The following is a 17,073-nucleotide window of genomic DNA, read 5'->3' as shown; positions in this document are numbered from 1 at the left end:
TTTATAAATTAATAAAAACAAGCACATCTTAACTATTTAAGCTCCGCTAGAAATAGTATATTTACACCTTGATTTTTCATGACATGGCTATTCATAGATTGGATTTAGACGAATTTGACGAAATTGATTATTATTTAATGGCAATTCATACTTCATTAGAAGATTATAGATTGGCCTATTTTATCAATAAAAACCTTCCGATAAACTTAAGTAAGAGCAAAAACGAGATCCATGCTCAAACTAAAGAAGGCGAGGCAAATTTTTCCAGATTTTATTACTATGATTCCGAAAAAACAGTTTCATGGAATCTAATTCAGAATAAAAATGAAATCATTTCAACGAGTAGAAATGATTCTCAAGATTTGTTTTCCAATGAGACAAGTGAGGTTTCAACAACAATTCATTTACTTCCTGAATTCAAAAAAGTAGATTTTTTCCTGAAAATAGAAAATAGCGAAGAGACGCTTGATTTTTCAGAAATTCAACAACAATTAAATACAATAGAAGGTATTGCGGCTATATATGCTGTAGATACTGATAAAATAAAATCAAAAAACAATCTAATTTTTTAAAAAAAATGTTAACAAACAAAAAAACCAAAATTGTCGCTACACTTGGTCCTGCATGTGGTACAAGAGAGATTATCAAAGATATGATCGATGCAGGGGTTAATGTGTTTAGGGTTAATTTTTCGCACGCTGATTACGAAGGAGTAAAAGAGAAGATTAATATTATTAGAGGTCTAAACGAAGAGTTTGGTTATACTACTGCAATCCTTGGAGATTTGCAAGGTCCTAAACTTAGAGTTGGAGTAATGGAAGAAGGAACTGTTGTGCATGATGGTGATTTAATCACTTTTACAACTGCTGAAGACATTTTAGGAACAGCTCAAAAAGTGTTCATGAAATATCAGAATTTTCCAAATGATGTGAATCCTGGAGAGCGTATTTTGCTTGATGACGGTAAATTGATTTTTGAAATTATTTCTACTGATAAAAAAACAGAAGTTGTTGCTAAAGTAATTCAGGGTGGAGAATTAAAATCTAAAAAAGGGGTTAATCTTCCAAACACTAAAATTTCTTTACCGGCTTTGACTGAAAAAGATATTGCAGATGCTATTTTTGCTATTGAGCAAAAAGTAGACTGGATTGCCCTTTCGTTTGTAAAAACACCACGCGATTTACAAGATTTACAAGAATTGATCGCTAAACATTCAGAATATAAAATTCCGATTGTGGCTAAAATTGAAATGCCGGAAGCTCTTGAGAACATGGATAAAATTGTAGCATACTGCGACGCTTTAATGGTGGCACGTGGAGATTTAGGAGTTGAACTTCCTGCGCACGAAGTACCATTAGTTCAAAAAGATTTGATCCGTAGAGCTAAAATTGCAAGAATTCCTGTTATCGTTGCAACACAAATGATGGAGACAATGATTACAAGTTTGACGCCAACAAGAGCTGAAGTAAATGACGTTGCAAACTCTGTAATGGATGGAGCTGATGCTGTAATGTTGTCTGGAGAAACCGCTACAGGAAATTATCCGGTACAAGTTATTCAAAAAATGACTCAAATTTGTGAGGCGGTAGAGGATTCTCCGCTAATTCAGGTTCCACAAAACACACCACAAATAAAAACGAAACGTTTTGTTACTAAAACAGTTTGTCACCAGGCAGCTCAGTTGGCTAATGAAATCAAAGCAAAGGCAATTTGTACTTTAACAAATAGTGGTTATACAGCTTTTCAGGTTTCAGCCTGGAGACCTTCAGCACATATTTTAGTATTTACTTCAAACAGAAGAATCTTAACGCAACTTAATTTATTATGGGGAGTGAAGTCCTACTTCTATGATAAAGACGAAAGTACAGATGATACTGTAACAGATGTAAATAAAATCGCTGTTGAAAAAGGGTATGCAACAAAAGGCGATTATTTAATCAATCTTGCAGCTATGCCAATTAAAGATAAAGGAATGGTGAATACCATGAGAGTTTCGGAAATAGAATAATCCTCAGATTTACCATACAAAAAAGCCATTCGATACGTCGAATGGCTTTTTTTTGGTCTGAACTTTTCTTTTTTTTTAATTTATAAAGACTTATGATAAAATTTTGAAAGTCTTTTTTAATGTAACTTCTTTTTAAGAAACAGTATTTTTCACAGATTGATCTTGAAAATTTGGGGTGAAAAACCAATTTTTAAAACAGTTAATTCCTAAAATTTAGCATTAAAACGTACAGTTAAGGTTCAAAAAAGGCCATCCATAGAAATGATACTTACAAATTATACAAAATCAGGTATCCTTTTTTAGAATTTAGTTAGAAAACAACACTTATATTAAAGTTTTTCTTGCTCTTCTTGTTTTTTAAAATAAAAATCAGATTTAGCTCCTTAAATTAAATAATTTTTGAGTGTTTCATTTTATAAAATGAAACATCATGGAGCAAAAGAAAATATTTTTATTGTTTCATTTTATAAAATGAAACAATGTCAGACCTTATAAATACTATAGTTCGGTTTTTTATTAGTTAATTTTGAGACAGTTAAATAAAAGTTAAGAAAATTCTTGTTTCAAAATAGCCCTTCTTCAAATTTCAAAAATTGAAACAGACAAAATTTAACTATATCTACCTGATTTTTATTCGTACTATTTTTCCTATATTTGATATTAATAAGAATTATTAACAAATTTTATTACCATGAAACAAAGTAGACTAAAAAATGGATTTAGAAATTCGATAATGCTTTTTGCATTGGCTTGTTTTTCAATAACTGAGGTACAGGCACAGGATACGAAAAAGCCCAATATTTTAATAATTTGGGGAGATGATATTGGTATAAGCAATATTAGTGCTTACAGTAATGGTTTAATGGGATATCAAACCCCTAACATTGATCGTATTGCTAATGAAGGAATAAAGTTTCTGCATTATTACGGAGAACAAAGTTGCACTGCCGGACGTGCAGCACTGTTAACCGGTCAACAAGGTATTCGTACCGGTCTGACTAAAGTAGGATTTCCGGGTGCCCCAATGGGTATGAATCAGTTAGATCCATCTATAGGAGGTATCATGAAAAACCTGGGTTATGCCACAGGACAATTTGGTAAAAACCACGTAGGGGATCGTAATGAGAACCTTCCAACGGTAAACGGATTTGATGAATATTTTGGAAGTTTGTATCACTTAAATGCTTCAGAAGAACCAGAATTGCCAGATTATCCTAAAGATCCTGCTTTCTTCAATAAATTTGGGCCTCGCGGTGTTTTAAAATGTAAAGCTACAGATAAAGATGATACTACTGTTGATCCTCGTTTTGGAAAAATAGGTAAACAAACCGTTGAAGATACAGGTCCTCTTACTAAAAAAAGGATGGAAACAATAGATGATGAAACATCTGCTGCCGCTATCGATTATATAAAAAGACAAAACGCTGCCGGTAAACCTTTCTTTGTGTGGTATAATGCTACCCGTATGCACTTGCGTACCCACGTAAGACCTGAACACAGAGGGAAGTACACTCATGGAGATAGTGAATACATCGACGGTATGATCGAACACGATATGACTGTTGGGGAACTTTTAAAAGCATTAGACGATTTAGGAATTGCTAATAATACGATTGTAGTCTATTCTTCTGATAATGGCCCTCACATGAACAGCTGGCCGGATGCAGCAATGACGCCGTTCCGTTCTGAAAAAGATACCAACTGGGAAGGTGCTTTCCGTGTTCCTTGTGTAGTGCGTTGGCCTGGAGTTATTAAACCGGGACAAATTAGTGATCAAATGATGTCACATCTTGATTGGATACCAACTTTGGCATCTATTGCCGGAGAGCCCAACCTGACTAAAAAATTATTGACGGGCTATAAAGCTAATGGTATAAATTATAAAGTACACTTAGATGGTTATGATCAATCAGCATATTTAGAAGGAAAAAGTCCTAAAAGTGCCAGAGATAAATTTTTCTACTCTGATGATGATGGTTTACTTGTAGCCATGCGAAAAGGAGATTATAAATCTGTTTTTGCTGAACAACGTTCGCCGGGAACTTTAGAACTTTGGGCAGAACCTTTTACGAAATTGCGTTTGCAAAAAATGTATAATTTGTATCAGGATCCATACGAAAGAGCGGATATAACGTCTAACACTTATTGGGACTGGATTTTGAATCACGTATTCTATGGATATGAATATATTGCTGAAGTAGCAGAATTTGCAGAAACATTTAAAGAATTTCCACCAAGATCAATACCACCAAGTTTCTCTCCGGCTACTATTATGGAAGAAACGTTGGGCGCAATTAAATTACAAGGACAGCTTAAAGCATCACAGGCAGCTCCAAAGAAAAAATAAAAATATCATTAGAATTAAGAGAATAATAAAGCTTGAGTTAGCCATAACTCAAGCTTTACAATAACTTAAAAATCAATATTATGTATAAGAAAATATATATATTGCTCCTGTTTTTATTATTATTTGTCTCGTGTAAAAGATCTGATACCATTACAACTACTAGTGCTAAGGATAATACCACATCAGTCCCAACAAGCGGTGATCCCTTACCAAGTTGGAATAATGGAACATTAAAGAAAGATATTATTGCATATGTTACTAAAGTCACTAAAGAAGGAAGCCCTGATTTTATTCCTGTAGAAAATAGAATAGCCACTTTTGATAATGACGGAACACTTTGGGCTGAAAAACCTTATGTTCAGGAATTATTTGCTTTTTACCGGGTGAAGAAAATGGTGGAAGCAAAGCCTGAATTAGCGAAAAAACAACCCTTTAAGGCAGTAGTTGAAAAAGACAAAACTTTTTTTGAAAAAGGAGGAGACAAAGCACTAATCGAATTAATTGCTGCTACTCATACTGGTATGACCGAAGATGAGTTTGAGGCCTCAGCCAAAGAGTTTTTTACAGGAGCTCAATATCCTGGTAAAAATGTTCCTCTAAAACAAATCAGATATCAACCACAACTGGAGCTACTGAACTACTTGCGAGCCAATGGTTTTAAAACTTTTATTGTAACAGGTGGGACTGTCGAATTAGTTCGTGCTATTTCACAAGATTTTTATGGTATTCCAAAAGATCAGGTAGTAGGAACTTCTTTCAAATATAAATTTGACGATGCTAAAAATGCTGTTTTAAGGGAGCCTGCTTTGGATCTTTTAAATGATAAAGCAGGAAAACCTGTTGGCATACAATTGCACATCGGACAAAGACCTGTTTTTGCCTGCGGAAACGAAGGCGGCGCTGGCGATCTTGCCATGTTAAGATATTCTCAGGGAAGTAAATACCCTTCATTTCAAATGATTGTAAACCACGATGATGCTGCCAGAGAATACAGTTATCAGGAAAAAGATAATTTGTCATTAAATACTGCTGCAAAATACAAATATCATGTAGCCAGTATTAAAGACGATTGGAAAAAAGTATTTGCAGATAAATAATTTGAATTTAACCAGAATCAAGATGAAACAACTTTTATAAGTTGAGGGCTGTTCCATTATGGTTTTTCAAGAATGATTACGAAATTTTTTAAAGTGCCAGATTATGAAATCTACAATACAATATAGTGGCAAATTATTCTTTACACTATCCTTTTTTCTTTTAAATTTTGCTGTATTTGCACAGGATAAACCTGAAAAGGCCGGAGCAAGTGCTCAGGAATTGGCAGATAAACTGGCAAATCCTGTTGCAAGTTTGATTAGTGTTCCGCTGCAAAATAATCTTAATTATGGGATTGGCCCTTATAACGGTTCAAAGTACACTATAAACATACAACCCGTAGTTCCTTTTAAATTAAGCGAAAACCTCGACTTGATAACACGTTATATTCTTCCGGTTGTTGATCAGCGAGATATAACAGGCGAAAATACACATCAGTTTGGTTTAAGCGATGCGACCGTAACTGCTTTTTTTGCTCCTAAAACAAAAGGGCTTATTTTCGGATTCGGACCTGCTTTTTTAATTCCAACAGCAACTGATAAGTTTTTAGGAACAGAAAAATTCGGATTAGGACCAAGCGTTTTGGTCATGCATCAGGGCAAAGGACTTTCTGTGGGCTTCTTGGCCAATCAAATCTGGTCTGTTGCCGGTAATGAAAACCGTGCAGATTTTAATAGTTTTTACACACAAATCTTTCTTTCGCACAGTTACAAAAGCGGGGCCAGTTTAGGTGTAAATGCTGAAATCACTCAAAATTGGGAAGCCAATACCACTATGATTTCCTTAAATCCTTCAATAGGAGCTGTTACCAAATTGGGAGATCAGGTAGTTCAGTTTGCAGTTATGCCTTTAATTCCAATAGTTGGGCCACACGAAAGCAGACCAGATTGGGGATTAAGAGCCGTTGTGGCTTTTGTATTTCCAGGGTCGTAAATTATTTCTGAATTTCTTTCATTTTAAAAGCACAAATTATGAAATCAAAAATTTTATCAATTGCCATAATTAGTTGTTTGGTTGCATGTACTAATTCTACAAAAAAAAATGAAACAACAGCATCTGCAGATACTACACAAACAGTCGCATTTAAACCTGTAGATTTTGAAGAACAATTAATTTATAACCGCGCAGTTGAAGCTGTTATTTGGGGAATGCCTGCAGTAAATTCTGAATTAATGCATGAAAGTCTTGTAAAGGTTAGGGGAGATTACAATCAGATTATTTATTGGTCGAAATTAATTACTTCAAAAAATCAGACTTTGACACCAAATCCGGACGTAATTTATATTAATCCTTTTTATGATACAAGACAAGGCCCGGTAGTATTAGAAATTCCTGCCGTAGAGGGAGTTTCATCACTTACAGGCAGTTTAGATGATGGATGGCAAACTGCTATAGAAGATATTGGTCCCGCAGGAGTTGATAAAGGAAAAGGAGGTAAATATCTTATTTTGCCACCTGGTTACAAAGATGCCGTCCCGTTGGGTTACATACCAATGCCATCTTCTACTTATACAGGTTATGCTATACTTCGCTCAAATTTAACAGACGGAAGTGCAAACGATCTTAAAAGAGCCGTTGACTATGGGAAAAAAGTAAAAATTTACCCGCTTTCTCAAGCTGATAATCCACCGGAAACGACTTTTGTTGATTTGATCAATGTTGACTTTAGCAATACAATTCCATACAATGTACATTTCTTTGAAGTATTAAATCAGTTTGTACAAAGAGAACCTTGGTTAACAAGAGACCTTGCGATGATTGATCAGTTAAAATCCATCGGAATAGAAAAAGGGAAAACATTTCAGGCTGATGCCAGAAGACAGGAAATTTTGAATGCAGCAATCAAAGATGCACATAGCTGGATCGACAAGAAATATGAAACAATATTTACACAGTCCTTTTATGAAGGAACTCACTGGTCATTACCTGCATTTCCAGATTTTGCAAAATCTATTATGGCCAACTATGAGATACCTAATATGTATCCTGTTGATGAAAGAGCAGTAAGTTATTCGATTGCTTATTTTAGTGCAAAACATATAGGCGCAGGGCAATACTATTTAATGAGCCCAAGAGATAAAGATAATCAGCCACTGGATGGTTCAAAATTATATAAACTTCATTTACCGGCTAAAGTTCCAGTTAAGTTATATTGGTCGGTTACTGCATACGACCGTGAGACCCACGCTTTAATTTTAGGAACAAAATACTTTAGCCGCGCTTCTACAACTCCAGGCCTTAAAAAAAATACTGACGGTTCTGTTGATCTTTATTTTGGTGCAAAAGCCCCAGAAGGTAAAGAGTCAAATTGGATTCCGACTGATCCAAAAAGAAAATTCGAATTATTGGCTCGTTTCTATGGTCCTGAAAAGGGATTTTTTGACAAAACATGGAAAATGGGTGATGTTGAAGAAGTAAAGTAAAAGCCCTCATTTTTTAGCTACAATAAAGAGACTAGATAATAATTGAAAACTAATCCGATTGTAAAATGAAGAGAATCAGTATTTCTAAATTGCTTTTTATTTTAATGGTATTGACTCTCTTTGGCAGTGTTAAAACAAATGCCCAAAAAATGGCACAAAACGTTGCAGCCTGGGTAGGGTATGAAATGTATTTGCCTTTTAAAGAAGACGGAAGATGGGGTTTATTACTGGAAGGATATTCAAAAGGAAATGATTTTATATCAGAACTTCAGGGTTCTTTTTACAGGGCAGGAGCCAATTATTATCTTAAAAACGGAAACCGATTAGGGGCTGGTGTTGCCTATCAGTGGGACTTGCCTTACGACGAAGTTTCATTACCCTACAACAATCCGGATTACAGGATATACGAGCAATTTATTTGGCGTATTGTCAGGAAAGAAGGAAATGAAGTATGGTCGCAACGTTTTAGATTAGAACAACGATGGCTGGGCAGAAAAGATGACCCCAATAGCGAAAGTGATCATTTTGATTATTACAAATTCGAAAATACGTTCAGATATCAGGTGCGTTATCAATTATGGTTTAAACAGAGATGGGCAGCAGTAGTTTATGATGAAGTTCATATAAGAACGAATGCCGCCAGCAGTAATGAAAATTATTTCGATCAAAACCGATTGTATCTGGGAGCGGCTTATAGCCTGGATAAACGAAGAGAAATCAGGATGGAATTGGGCTACATGAATCAGATTTTTTGGAAATCGCCTGATACAGAAAGTGGCTTAAGCAGAATGAATCATACGATTAGAATCACATTAACGACCGATTTACCTTTTAAAAGAAAAGAAAATTAAAAGTTATGACTGACGAATTTACAGATAACAGCGAAGACAGATTTGATCCGGCAGTATCAAAAGCACATCGTTTTGATCAGGGCGTTGCGATCAGGAAAGTTACGCCACGTTCTGTTCATCAGGAATGGAATCCGTCAGAGGATCGTGAAGATCCGGTCGAAATTTTAATTAAAACCAATATTGGAAGAATCGAAAGTTTATTACCAATTCGATATACCCGAATGATGGAATCGCCTTTTGCATTCTTTAGAGGATCTGCTGCAATTATGGCGGCAGATTTAAAACAAACCCCTAACACAGGAATCGATCTTCAGCTTTGTGGCGATTGTCATTTAATGAATTTTGGAGGATTTGCCACTCCGGAACGTAAACTGGTTTTTGATATTAATGATTTTGATGAAACTTTCCCCGGACCATGGGAATAGGATCTAAAAAGACTCGCAGCAAGTTTTGTTATTGCCGGAAGATGGAGAAAATTTTCGAATAAAACCTGTAAAGAATTTGCCTGGAATGTTGCGGACAGTTACAAGAGACATATGCTGGAGTACAGTAAATTATCAGCACTTCAGATTTGGTACGCACATATAGACCTGGCTGAACTTATTGAAAGAGGAGGAGACGAAGACATCAAATCATTTCAGCAAAAGCGCATCAAAAAAGCAGGAGAATATACTGCACATGAAAAAGATTTCGCAAAAATGACATATCAGGAAGGATCCAGAGCCCGAATAAAAGATGATCCGCCGTTGATATTTCATCCAACAGGAGAAGAAGGCAAAAAACTTTTATTAGAAGCTGAAACCATACATAACCGCTACCTTAAAACATTGTCTGATGACAAAAAAGTGTTATTAAACAGGTACACTTTGCATGATCTGGCGATAAAAGTAGTAGGCGTTGGAAGCGTGGGAACCCTTTGCGGGATTAGTTTACTGATGTCGGCTACAGGAGAACCTATTTTTTTACAATTTAAAGAAGCCAGAAAAAGTGTGCTGGAAGCCAATGTAAAAGCGAAAAGCAAATATACACATCAGGGCGAACGAATTGTGAGAGGACAAAGACTAATGCAAGCCGCTTCGGATATGTTTTTAGGGTGGACAAACGATGACGACGGAAAGTTTTTTTATATCCGTCAGCTTCGTGATGCCAAAGTAAAACCTGTTCTGGAAATTATGAAATCTAAAAACATGAATGATTATGCAAAAGCCTGTGGCTGGGCACTCGCAAGAGCACATGCGCGTACGGGAGATCCGTCTATATTGTCCGGTTATATAGGGAAAAGCAATGAATTCGCAAATGCAATTTCTAAATTTTCTATTTCTTATGCGAACCAAAATGATTCAGATTATAATAAAATGTTAGAAGCAATAAAAGAAGGAAGATTACCTATTTCAGCAGAAGTCTAAAATTATCATTAATTAGTAAAAATAGAATATATGGGTAAAAAGTTTTTGTTTTTGATGGGCTTTGTGATAATGACAATTACAGCAAAAAGCCAGACACAGCGTATTGATTCTACGGCTGTTTTTCTCTTACATCGTACTGGCCAAACATTGCAGGATATTAAGTCTTGTAGTTTTACAGCAATTACAACGTATGATGTTCCAAATGAAAATTTAGGGCTGATCAAACATGCCATAAATGACCGTGTTGCGATTAAGTTTCCTGATAAAATGAAAATTACTTCATCAGGAGATAAAGGAAATCGTGGTTTGTGGTACAATGGTAAAAAGTTCAATTATTATTCATTTGATAATAATACGTATGGTTTTACAACTGCTCCCGGTTCTGTAATTGAAACCATAGATGAGGTCAGTAAAAAATTTGGTATTGAATTCCCGGGGGCTGATTTTTTCTATCCAACATTTTTAAACGATTTGCTGTCAGAACAGGGCAATTTAATTTTTTTAGGAAAAACGATAGTCGACGGACGTGAGTGTTATCATATTGCGGGAAGTGACAAAACAAAAAGTTTTCAGTTCTGGATAGGAAGTGATGACTTGTTTCTGCCCGTAAAACTTGTTATCATTTATACTTCTGATAAAGACAAACCTCAATACGAAGCGATTTATAGGGATTGGACTATAAATACTGATTATCCGGATTCTATGTTTGAATTTACGACGCCACCAAAAGCTACAAAAGTGAAGTTAGCGCCAAGAGATAACACTAAATAATCATATAAATCAGATCGTTATGAAATCATATCCACCCAAAAATAAAATTTCAATCATAATTATTGCATTTTTTGCCTTATTACTTATGATTCCAGAAGATGCAAGCGCACAGCGTTTTGGTCATTTTGCACCGCCAAGACCTATGCCAATGCCACGTCCTATGCCAATGCCGCATCCAATGCCGGGACCAAGACCAATACCGCCAAGGCCGTTACCGCCACCGCCACATCCATACCCACATCCGTATCCCAGACCATTGCCGCCGCCATTTCATCCTTATCCGGTGCCTTATCCATACATCTACCATCCGTTTGTACCTTTTTACTGGGGGCCAACCTGGTATCCTATCGGTTTTTTTGCTGCAACATTAACCACGGCAGCTATTGTAATTACGGTTGAAAACAATCAATACAATTACGATGACGGTGTTTATTACGTAAAACAATCTGATGGATATAAAGTAGTTCCGGCACCACTGGGAGCTACAATTGCAGAATTGCCAAAAGGCTACGTAACCATCAATGTTTCCGGAGCAGATTATTACTATTACGGCGGAACTTATTATGCTAAGGCATCCAGTAAATACAAAGTAGTGAATGCACCGGTTGGAGCTATTGTTTCGCATCTTCCGGAAGGAGCTGAAGAAAAAACAATAGACGGCCAAAAATACATGATTTATAACAATGTATATTATCAGCCTATTTCACAAGACGGACAAGATAGTTATGTTGTTGTGCAGGGAAAATAAATTTTAGATACTCCGGACAGTTTATTTTAAGAGAATAAGTTGTCCGGAGATAATAAGTAAGAATTTTTGTATTGCGTACCTGTCAATTAAATAAAATGATTTATCTTTGAGTGTATAGTAAGATGTTGTATAGTAGTTGTTTATGTAAATTCAAGCAATTATTTAACATGACTTCCCATATATTCAGGGTTTAATCAGGATTTTAAGAAATTTCAAACAAAACTAATTTAATCATTAATTTAAATACCTTAAGATGAATATTAAAAGAAAGAATCTTCGTATAATCCCATTATTGCTTTTGGGTTTGTTTTACAGCTGTTCTCCATCTGTAAAAGTTACATCTGATTATGACCATTCTGCTAATTTTAGCGAATACAAAACTTTTGCATTTTATGATTTAAAAGCACAAGAAGGTCAGATCAATCAATTAAATGTTGATCGTATTACAAAAGCAATTCGTGCTGAGCTGATCAATAAAGGTTTTATAGAAACAACGAGTAATCCCGATTTAAAAGTAAATGCAGTAACCATCTTAAAAAACAAGACATCTGTTTCTGCCAATACTGACTTTTATGGTTACGGCGGAATGTACCGTCCTTACGGATATTGGGGTGGTGGTGCAATGATGGGCGGAGCCAATACAACCTTTAATTCTTATGATTATGTAGATGGCTCACTGATCATTGATATTGTGTCTTCAAAAACTCAAAAATTGGTTTGGCAGGGAATAGGAAATGCTCAAATTGACAGCAAACCCAGCGATCCTGAAGAATTCGTTAGCAGCTCTATCAAAAAAATCCTGGCAGGTTTCCCTCCGGGATTGGCAAAAAAATAGCTTATAAATAGTGTATATAAAACCGCTGTACTTATTTGTTCTCAAATGAGTACAGCCTTTATACCCCCTATAAGAGAAACTTTCTTTTTTTAAATTTTTTTGAAAGGAAAAGGAATAAACTAAAATAAATTAAGCTTGAAACTTATGGTCGATATTATACTTTCGCTTTTCTTTTTTATAGCTACAATAGTTGGTTTTGCGACATCCTTTATGGTTCTTTTTTCAAAAAAAAATTACTCAAAAAGTTTTTTTCTAGGGCTGTTTTTATTCAGTCTCGCCGTTGTTAGTGTGTATAATTTTTACTTATTGGCTAATGATTTAAAAGATTTTCCTGATTTATTTATGATTGCAAAATCGTTTATTTTTTTAGTTGCTCCTTGTGCCTTTTTGTATGTACGGAGTATATTGTTTTCAGACCGGTTGTTTAAAAAATACGATTGGCTGCATTTTTTACCGTTTCTGATTTATTTTAGTTTAACAATTTTTGTGTGGATCGGAAACTATATCGATCTCCAGATCATTGATTACGTTTCGGCTAAAATAAACAACCCTTTCTCGATGTTGAGTCTCACCGTTTGGCTGGTATATGCTTTTTGTCAGACGATGATGATTTTGAATTATGATTTGAAAAAATTTAAAGAAAATCATTTGCGCAGCATTAAGATTTTAGATTGGATCAGAGTTTATAATTTGATGATATTGTTTTTGTTTTCGACACTTTTTGTACATTATTTTCTAATTACAAGAGTAGACAGGGTTGATTTCTCCTGTTACATTTTAACATCATCCGTTTTGGTTTTTACAGTAGGCTGGCTCTATTTTAAGCCACAAATTTTTTACGATACCAATGATACTTTAGAATTTGCCCAGGAAAGAGCAATACCAATAAAAACAAGCGAAAGCAAAACGGCATTACCACTCGTAAAAGAATTAACCCCCGAAAAAAAGAGACTATACCTCAATCAATTAGAAAGCATTTTTGCCTCAAAAGAACTTTTTTTGAAGAAAGATTTAGTAATCCGCGATATAGCTGACGAAACCGGAATATCGGTACATCATATTTCAAGTTTAATCAATTCAGAATTTAATCTTCATTTTCAGGATTATGTCAATCTAAAAAGAATAGAATATTTTAAAGAAAAAATAAACCATCCTGAATGGAAAGATTTATCGTTGGAAGGAATGGCCTGGGGATCCGGTTTTAAATCCAGAACAACCTGTTTTAGAGCTTTTATAAAACATACCGGAAAATCACCTTCTGAATATTTCAAAGTAATTAGAATTAATCCTGAGAAAACCAATGGATATTACTTTAAACAAGCTTCAAATTAAAATCAATAGTTTGTAAAAAGAAATTATGGTGTCTCATTAATTTTTAAAACAATAACTATGAAAACGAAATTTAATACACAAAGACCAACCATAAAATCAGTTTATATACTATTACTTCTGTTCGTTTGTTTTTGTACCCACGCACAACTTAAAGGCGGTCATATTTTGGGTGCCATGGGATTACAGTCCGGAACTCAAACGCCGGAAAACACCTTAAGTGTTTACGTACCGGGATATCTTTACAGTGCATCATCTTTAAGAAATGCCGATGGCGATAAATCTATTGCGAACCCTGATCTGAATATGTTCATTACAGGGGTTGGGGCAACGTATGTAAGTGATTTTAAAATTCTGGGAGCCAACTATGGCGCCACAGTTTTGCTTGCATTTGCATCCAATAAAATTCAGGGAAATACTTTAGATTCAAAAAGTCCTTTTGCCCTGACGGATACCTATATTGTTCCGGTTCAATTAGGCTGGCACCACAAAAGGGCTGATTTTGTTTTTAGCTATCAAATCTATCTGCCAACCGGAAAATTTGATCTGGGAGCTTCAGACAATAGCGGTTTAGGGATGTTTATGAATGAGTTTTCTGCCGGAACAACTTTGTTCTTTAACGATAAAAAAACAATTCATTTTTCGGCTTTAGCCTCTTATGAAATAAACGGAAAAAAGAAAGATACAGATATTAAACCCGGAGACATTCTAAGTATTGAAGGAGGTTTAGGAAAAACATTTTATGTAATGGACGGTACAAATCCGGCTCCAAAATCAATCATCAATGCGGGTCTGATTTATTATCTGCAGTACAAAGTGAGCAATGATCAGATACCGGTTCCGGTGTTTGGTACTATTGAAACCGATAAAGATCGTGTTGGGGCAATAGGAGCTGAGATCAATTATTATCATATTGGTTGTAGTACTTCTGCGGGATTTCGCTGGCTGGCGGAGGTTAATGCTGTAAATAGATTTCAGGGAAACACCTTTTTCTTAACTCTTGCCCATGTGTTTAGTTTCAAGAAAAAATAATATAAAGAACAGCTGCGCAGCTGTTTTTTTGGTTAGAGAAGATAATTTTTTTAAGGGATGCGATAAATTCTAAATTATTTTTAATGAGAAATACATATTCAGATTCTACGGCTAAAAACATCAAATTTTTCCTCATCAATCTTTTTTTTGTTTTATCATTTAATCTTATGATAGGACAAAAGCAGCATATTAGTGTAAAAGATTCTCTTGACGGAGCGTTCGATTTAAGCGATTACATCATTTATGCACATGGTTTTATTGTGGTTCCCACGCTTATTACTGAGCCTGCGCTGGGAGGTATTGGAGGTGCAGTGCTGCCTCTTTTTCTTAAAAAACACGACCCGGTAATTGATGAAAACGGAAAAAAAAGGTTTATAGATCCTGATATTACAGGAGCGATGGGCATGTATACCGGTAATAAGAGCTGGGTTGCAGGTGCATTCAGGGCGGGAAGTTTTATAAAGTCAAAAATAATGTATCGCGTTGGAGCAGGTTACGGAGATGTAAACATGTCTTTTTATGAAAGTATGCCCAGTGGAAAAGACAAAGAAATTGACCTTAATTTTAAATCATTTGTTTTTTACGCAAGGGTCATGAAGCAGTTTCGAAATGCAAAATGGAGTGCAGGACCCCAATATTTTTTGTTAGATTCTAAAATTAATTTTCCGGATTTAAATAATCTTCCGGCGTTTGCCAACGCAAAAGACATCAACAGTACTGTGAGTCAAATTGGGGGAGCGCTACAGTTTGACGGACGTGATAATATCTTTACTCCGGATAAAGGAATACGACTGCAATCAGATTTTTTTTGGTCAGATAAGGCAATAGGCAGTAATTATCAGGCATGGCGGTTAAATTTATCAGCAATTGGATATTATCCTTTGACTAAAAAATTAATAGGAGGTCTCAGGCTCGAAGGCGAACAGGCACTGGGAAGTCCGCCCTTTTATCTTCGCCCGGGAATTAATCTAAGAGGAATTCCTGCTGCCCGATATCAGGGAAAAGCCAGTATCGTTACCGAAGGTGAGCTGAGATGGGATTTGTACCGAAGATGGAGCCTTATGGGATATGGAGGACTGGCAAGTGCTTTTAACGATTGGGACAAAGCTTTTGCCAAACCGGTCGTTTACAGTTACGGAACCGGTTTTAGGTATTTACTGGCTCGAAAATTCAAACTACGTATGGGTATAGATGTGGCAAAAGGGAATGAAGATTGGGCCTATTATGTGGTTTTTGGGAGCAATTGGCTGAGGTAAATTCAAGATAAAAAATAAAGCAAAACCCGAGACTAATTTTAGTCTCGGGTTTTGCTTTCAATCTTATTTTTTCCAATACGGTTTTATAATTTTATTTTCTTTTTGGCTTAAAGCCAATACTATAATAGCCGCAATAAGACAAAATACGGTTGCCTGAATACTTCCTTCCGGACCAAATTCTCCTCCGGTTATAAATGCTGGGCCTTCTATTTTGCTTACTAGCAAACTATTTGTTTTCTCGTTTCCGGATGTGATGGCCCCAAAAATACCGGATTGTGTAAAGTTCCAGGCAAAATGAAACGCGATGGGAAACCATAAATTTCGGCTATATACAAAAGCAGCACCCAATAAAAAACCTGCAATCGTAATGCACAATCCTGAAAGCCAGGTACTGTTTGGGTTTGCCAGATGTAGCGCTCCAAATATAATTGCCGAGATAGTCAACGCGATATAAGTTCCCAGTTTTTCTTCAAGGATCCTAAAGATGATGCCGCGTACCAATATTTCTTCGATAATAGCAATTGTAAACGCGACTGTAAGCGGAATCAGAATAAACGACACAGGATTTACAGCCACAATGCTAAAACTGCCGTTGAGATAAATAACCAGAATCGTCAAAGACTGCAATACAAAACCAATGAGAGTTCCGAGGAATAGATTTCTGGCCAGTCTTTTTGTGCCTATCTCTGTTACGTCTCTTTTTTCATAATTTTTAAAGAAAAGTACATAGCTCGTAATCGCTAATGCCTTTAAAAAGATTTCTAAAGTCTTTGTCTAAAGGTTTTAATCCTAATAGTTTTCCGGCAATTTGCTGTCCGATAATTACAAATGCCATAAAAGCAAGTAAGGCAAGAATGATTTTGGTTACCGGGAAATTAAATATTTTTTGTTTTGCAGTTAAAGTTTCCATTTTGATTGATTAATGATTATGATGGGGCAAATGTATGCGGCATCAAAACCAAAAAATAGAAT

At 35.6% G+C, this 17,073-nt stretch carries 15 protein-coding genes and 1 pseudogene; 14 read left to right on the top strand and 2 right to left on the bottom strand.

Annotation, left to right across the window (positions count from 1 at the left end; genetic code table 11):
* Nucleotides 1-83 precede the first annotated feature (83 nt).
* From ACQY44_RS12195 to ACQY44_RS12130, 14 genes and pseudogenes are all read left to right on the top strand, one after another.
* Complete coding sequence (locus ACQY44_RS12195; RefSeq protein ID WP_428230619.1) at nucleotides 84-572, top strand: IPExxxVDY family protein; 489 nt, start codon at nucleotides 84-86, stop codon at nucleotides 570-572.
* A gap of 5 nt (nucleotides 573-577) precedes the next feature.
* On the top strand, nucleotides 578-2,008 hold the full coding sequence (gene pyk, locus ACQY44_RS12190) for a pyruvate kinase (protein ID WP_428230618.1): 1,431 nt from the start codon (nucleotides 578-580) through the stop codon (nucleotides 2,006-2,008).
* A gap of 691 nt (nucleotides 2,009-2,699) precedes the next feature.
* Entirely contained in the window at nucleotides 2,700-4,355 is a 1,656-nt protein-coding gene (locus ACQY44_RS12185; RefSeq protein ID WP_428230617.1) for an arylsulfatase, read from the top strand.
* 80 nt (nucleotides 4,356-4,435) lie between these two features.
* Nucleotides 4,436-5,452 carry an HAD family hydrolase gene (locus ACQY44_RS12180; RefSeq protein WP_428230616.1) on the top strand — a complete coding sequence of 339 codons (1,017 nt, stop codon included), beginning with the start codon at nucleotides 4,436-4,438 and terminating at the stop codon, nucleotides 5,450-5,452.
* Between the two features lie 103 nt (nucleotides 5,453-5,555).
* Nucleotides 5,556-6,383, top strand: coding sequence for a hypothetical protein (locus tag ACQY44_RS12175; RefSeq protein WP_428230615.1), 828 nt, complete (start codon nucleotides 5,556-5,558; stop codon nucleotides 6,381-6,383).
* 38 nt (nucleotides 6,384-6,421) lie between these two features.
* Nucleotides 6,422-7,873, top strand: a complete 1,452-nt coding sequence (locus tag ACQY44_RS12170; RefSeq protein ID WP_428230614.1) for a DUF1254 domain-containing protein — start codon at nucleotides 6,422-6,424, stop codon at nucleotides 7,871-7,873.
* Nucleotides 7,874-7,938: 65 nt separating this feature from the next.
* Nucleotides 7,939-8,724: a DUF2490 domain-containing protein gene (locus ACQY44_RS12165; protein ID WP_428230613.1), complete on the top strand. Its 786-nt coding sequence runs from the start codon at nucleotides 7,939-7,941 to the stop codon at nucleotides 8,722-8,724.
* A gap of 5 nt (nucleotides 8,725-8,729) precedes the next feature.
* Nucleotides 8,730-10,130, top strand: a pseudogene (locus tag ACQY44_RS12160) (DUF2252 domain-containing protein).
* Nucleotides 10,131-10,160: 30 nt separating this feature from the next.
* Nucleotides 10,161-10,901 carry a DUF2092 domain-containing protein gene (locus ACQY44_RS12155; protein ID WP_428230612.1) on the top strand — a complete coding sequence of 247 codons (741 nt, stop codon included), beginning with the start codon at nucleotides 10,161-10,163 and terminating at the stop codon, nucleotides 10,899-10,901.
* Between the two features lie 19 nt (nucleotides 10,902-10,920).
* The gene (locus tag ACQY44_RS12150; protein ID WP_428230611.1) at nucleotides 10,921-11,649 is read left to right on the top strand and encodes a DUF6515 family protein; all 729 of its coding nucleotides are present in this window, start codon (nucleotides 10,921-10,923) and stop codon (nucleotides 11,647-11,649) included.
* A 253-nt stretch (nucleotides 11,650-11,902) separates the two neighbouring features.
* Nucleotides 11,903-12,484, top strand: a complete 582-nt coding sequence (locus ACQY44_RS12145; protein WP_428230610.1) for a DUF4136 domain-containing protein — start codon at nucleotides 11,903-11,905, stop codon at nucleotides 12,482-12,484.
* 306 nt (nucleotides 12,485-12,790) lie between these two features.
* Entirely contained in the window at nucleotides 12,791-13,816 is a 1,026-nt protein-coding gene (locus tag ACQY44_RS12140) for a helix-turn-helix domain-containing protein (protein WP_428230609.1), read from the top strand.
* Between the two features lie 57 nt (nucleotides 13,817-13,873).
* Entirely contained in the window at nucleotides 13,874-14,845 is a 972-nt protein-coding gene (locus ACQY44_RS12135; RefSeq protein ID WP_428230608.1) for a SphA family protein, read from the top strand.
* Between the two features lie 83 nt (nucleotides 14,846-14,928).
* Nucleotides 14,929-16,101 (top strand): BamA/TamA family outer membrane protein, encoded by a 1,173-nt coding sequence (locus ACQY44_RS12130; RefSeq protein ID WP_428230607.1) that lies wholly within the window; start codon nucleotides 14,929-14,931, stop codon nucleotides 16,099-16,101.
* 63 nt (nucleotides 16,102-16,164) lie between these two features.
* On the opposite strand, the gene ACQY44_RS12125 is transcribed toward ACQY44_RS12130, so the two are convergent.
* Both ACQY44_RS12125 and ACQY44_RS12120 read right to left on the bottom strand, forming a co-directional pair.
* The gene (locus ACQY44_RS12125) at nucleotides 16,165-16,728 is read right to left on the bottom strand and encodes a lysostaphin resistance A-like protein (RefSeq protein WP_428230606.1); all 564 of its coding nucleotides are present in this window, start codon (nucleotides 16,726-16,728) and stop codon (nucleotides 16,165-16,167) included.
* Between the two features lie 85 nt (nucleotides 16,729-16,813).
* A complete protein-coding gene (locus ACQY44_RS12120) occupies nucleotides 16,814-17,011 on the bottom strand; it encodes a hypothetical protein (RefSeq protein ID WP_428230605.1) in 198 nt (65 codons plus the stop codon).
* Nucleotides 17,012-17,073: the final 62 nt, after the last annotated feature.

This window comes from Flavobacterium sp., from assembly GCF_965277525.1.
Taxonomy (GTDB): Bacteria; Bacteroidota; Bacteroidia; order Flavobacteriales; family Flavobacteriaceae; genus Flavobacterium.
Note: the sequence above shows the minus strand (reverse complement) of the source record. Positions and strands in the feature narration are given on the sequence as shown.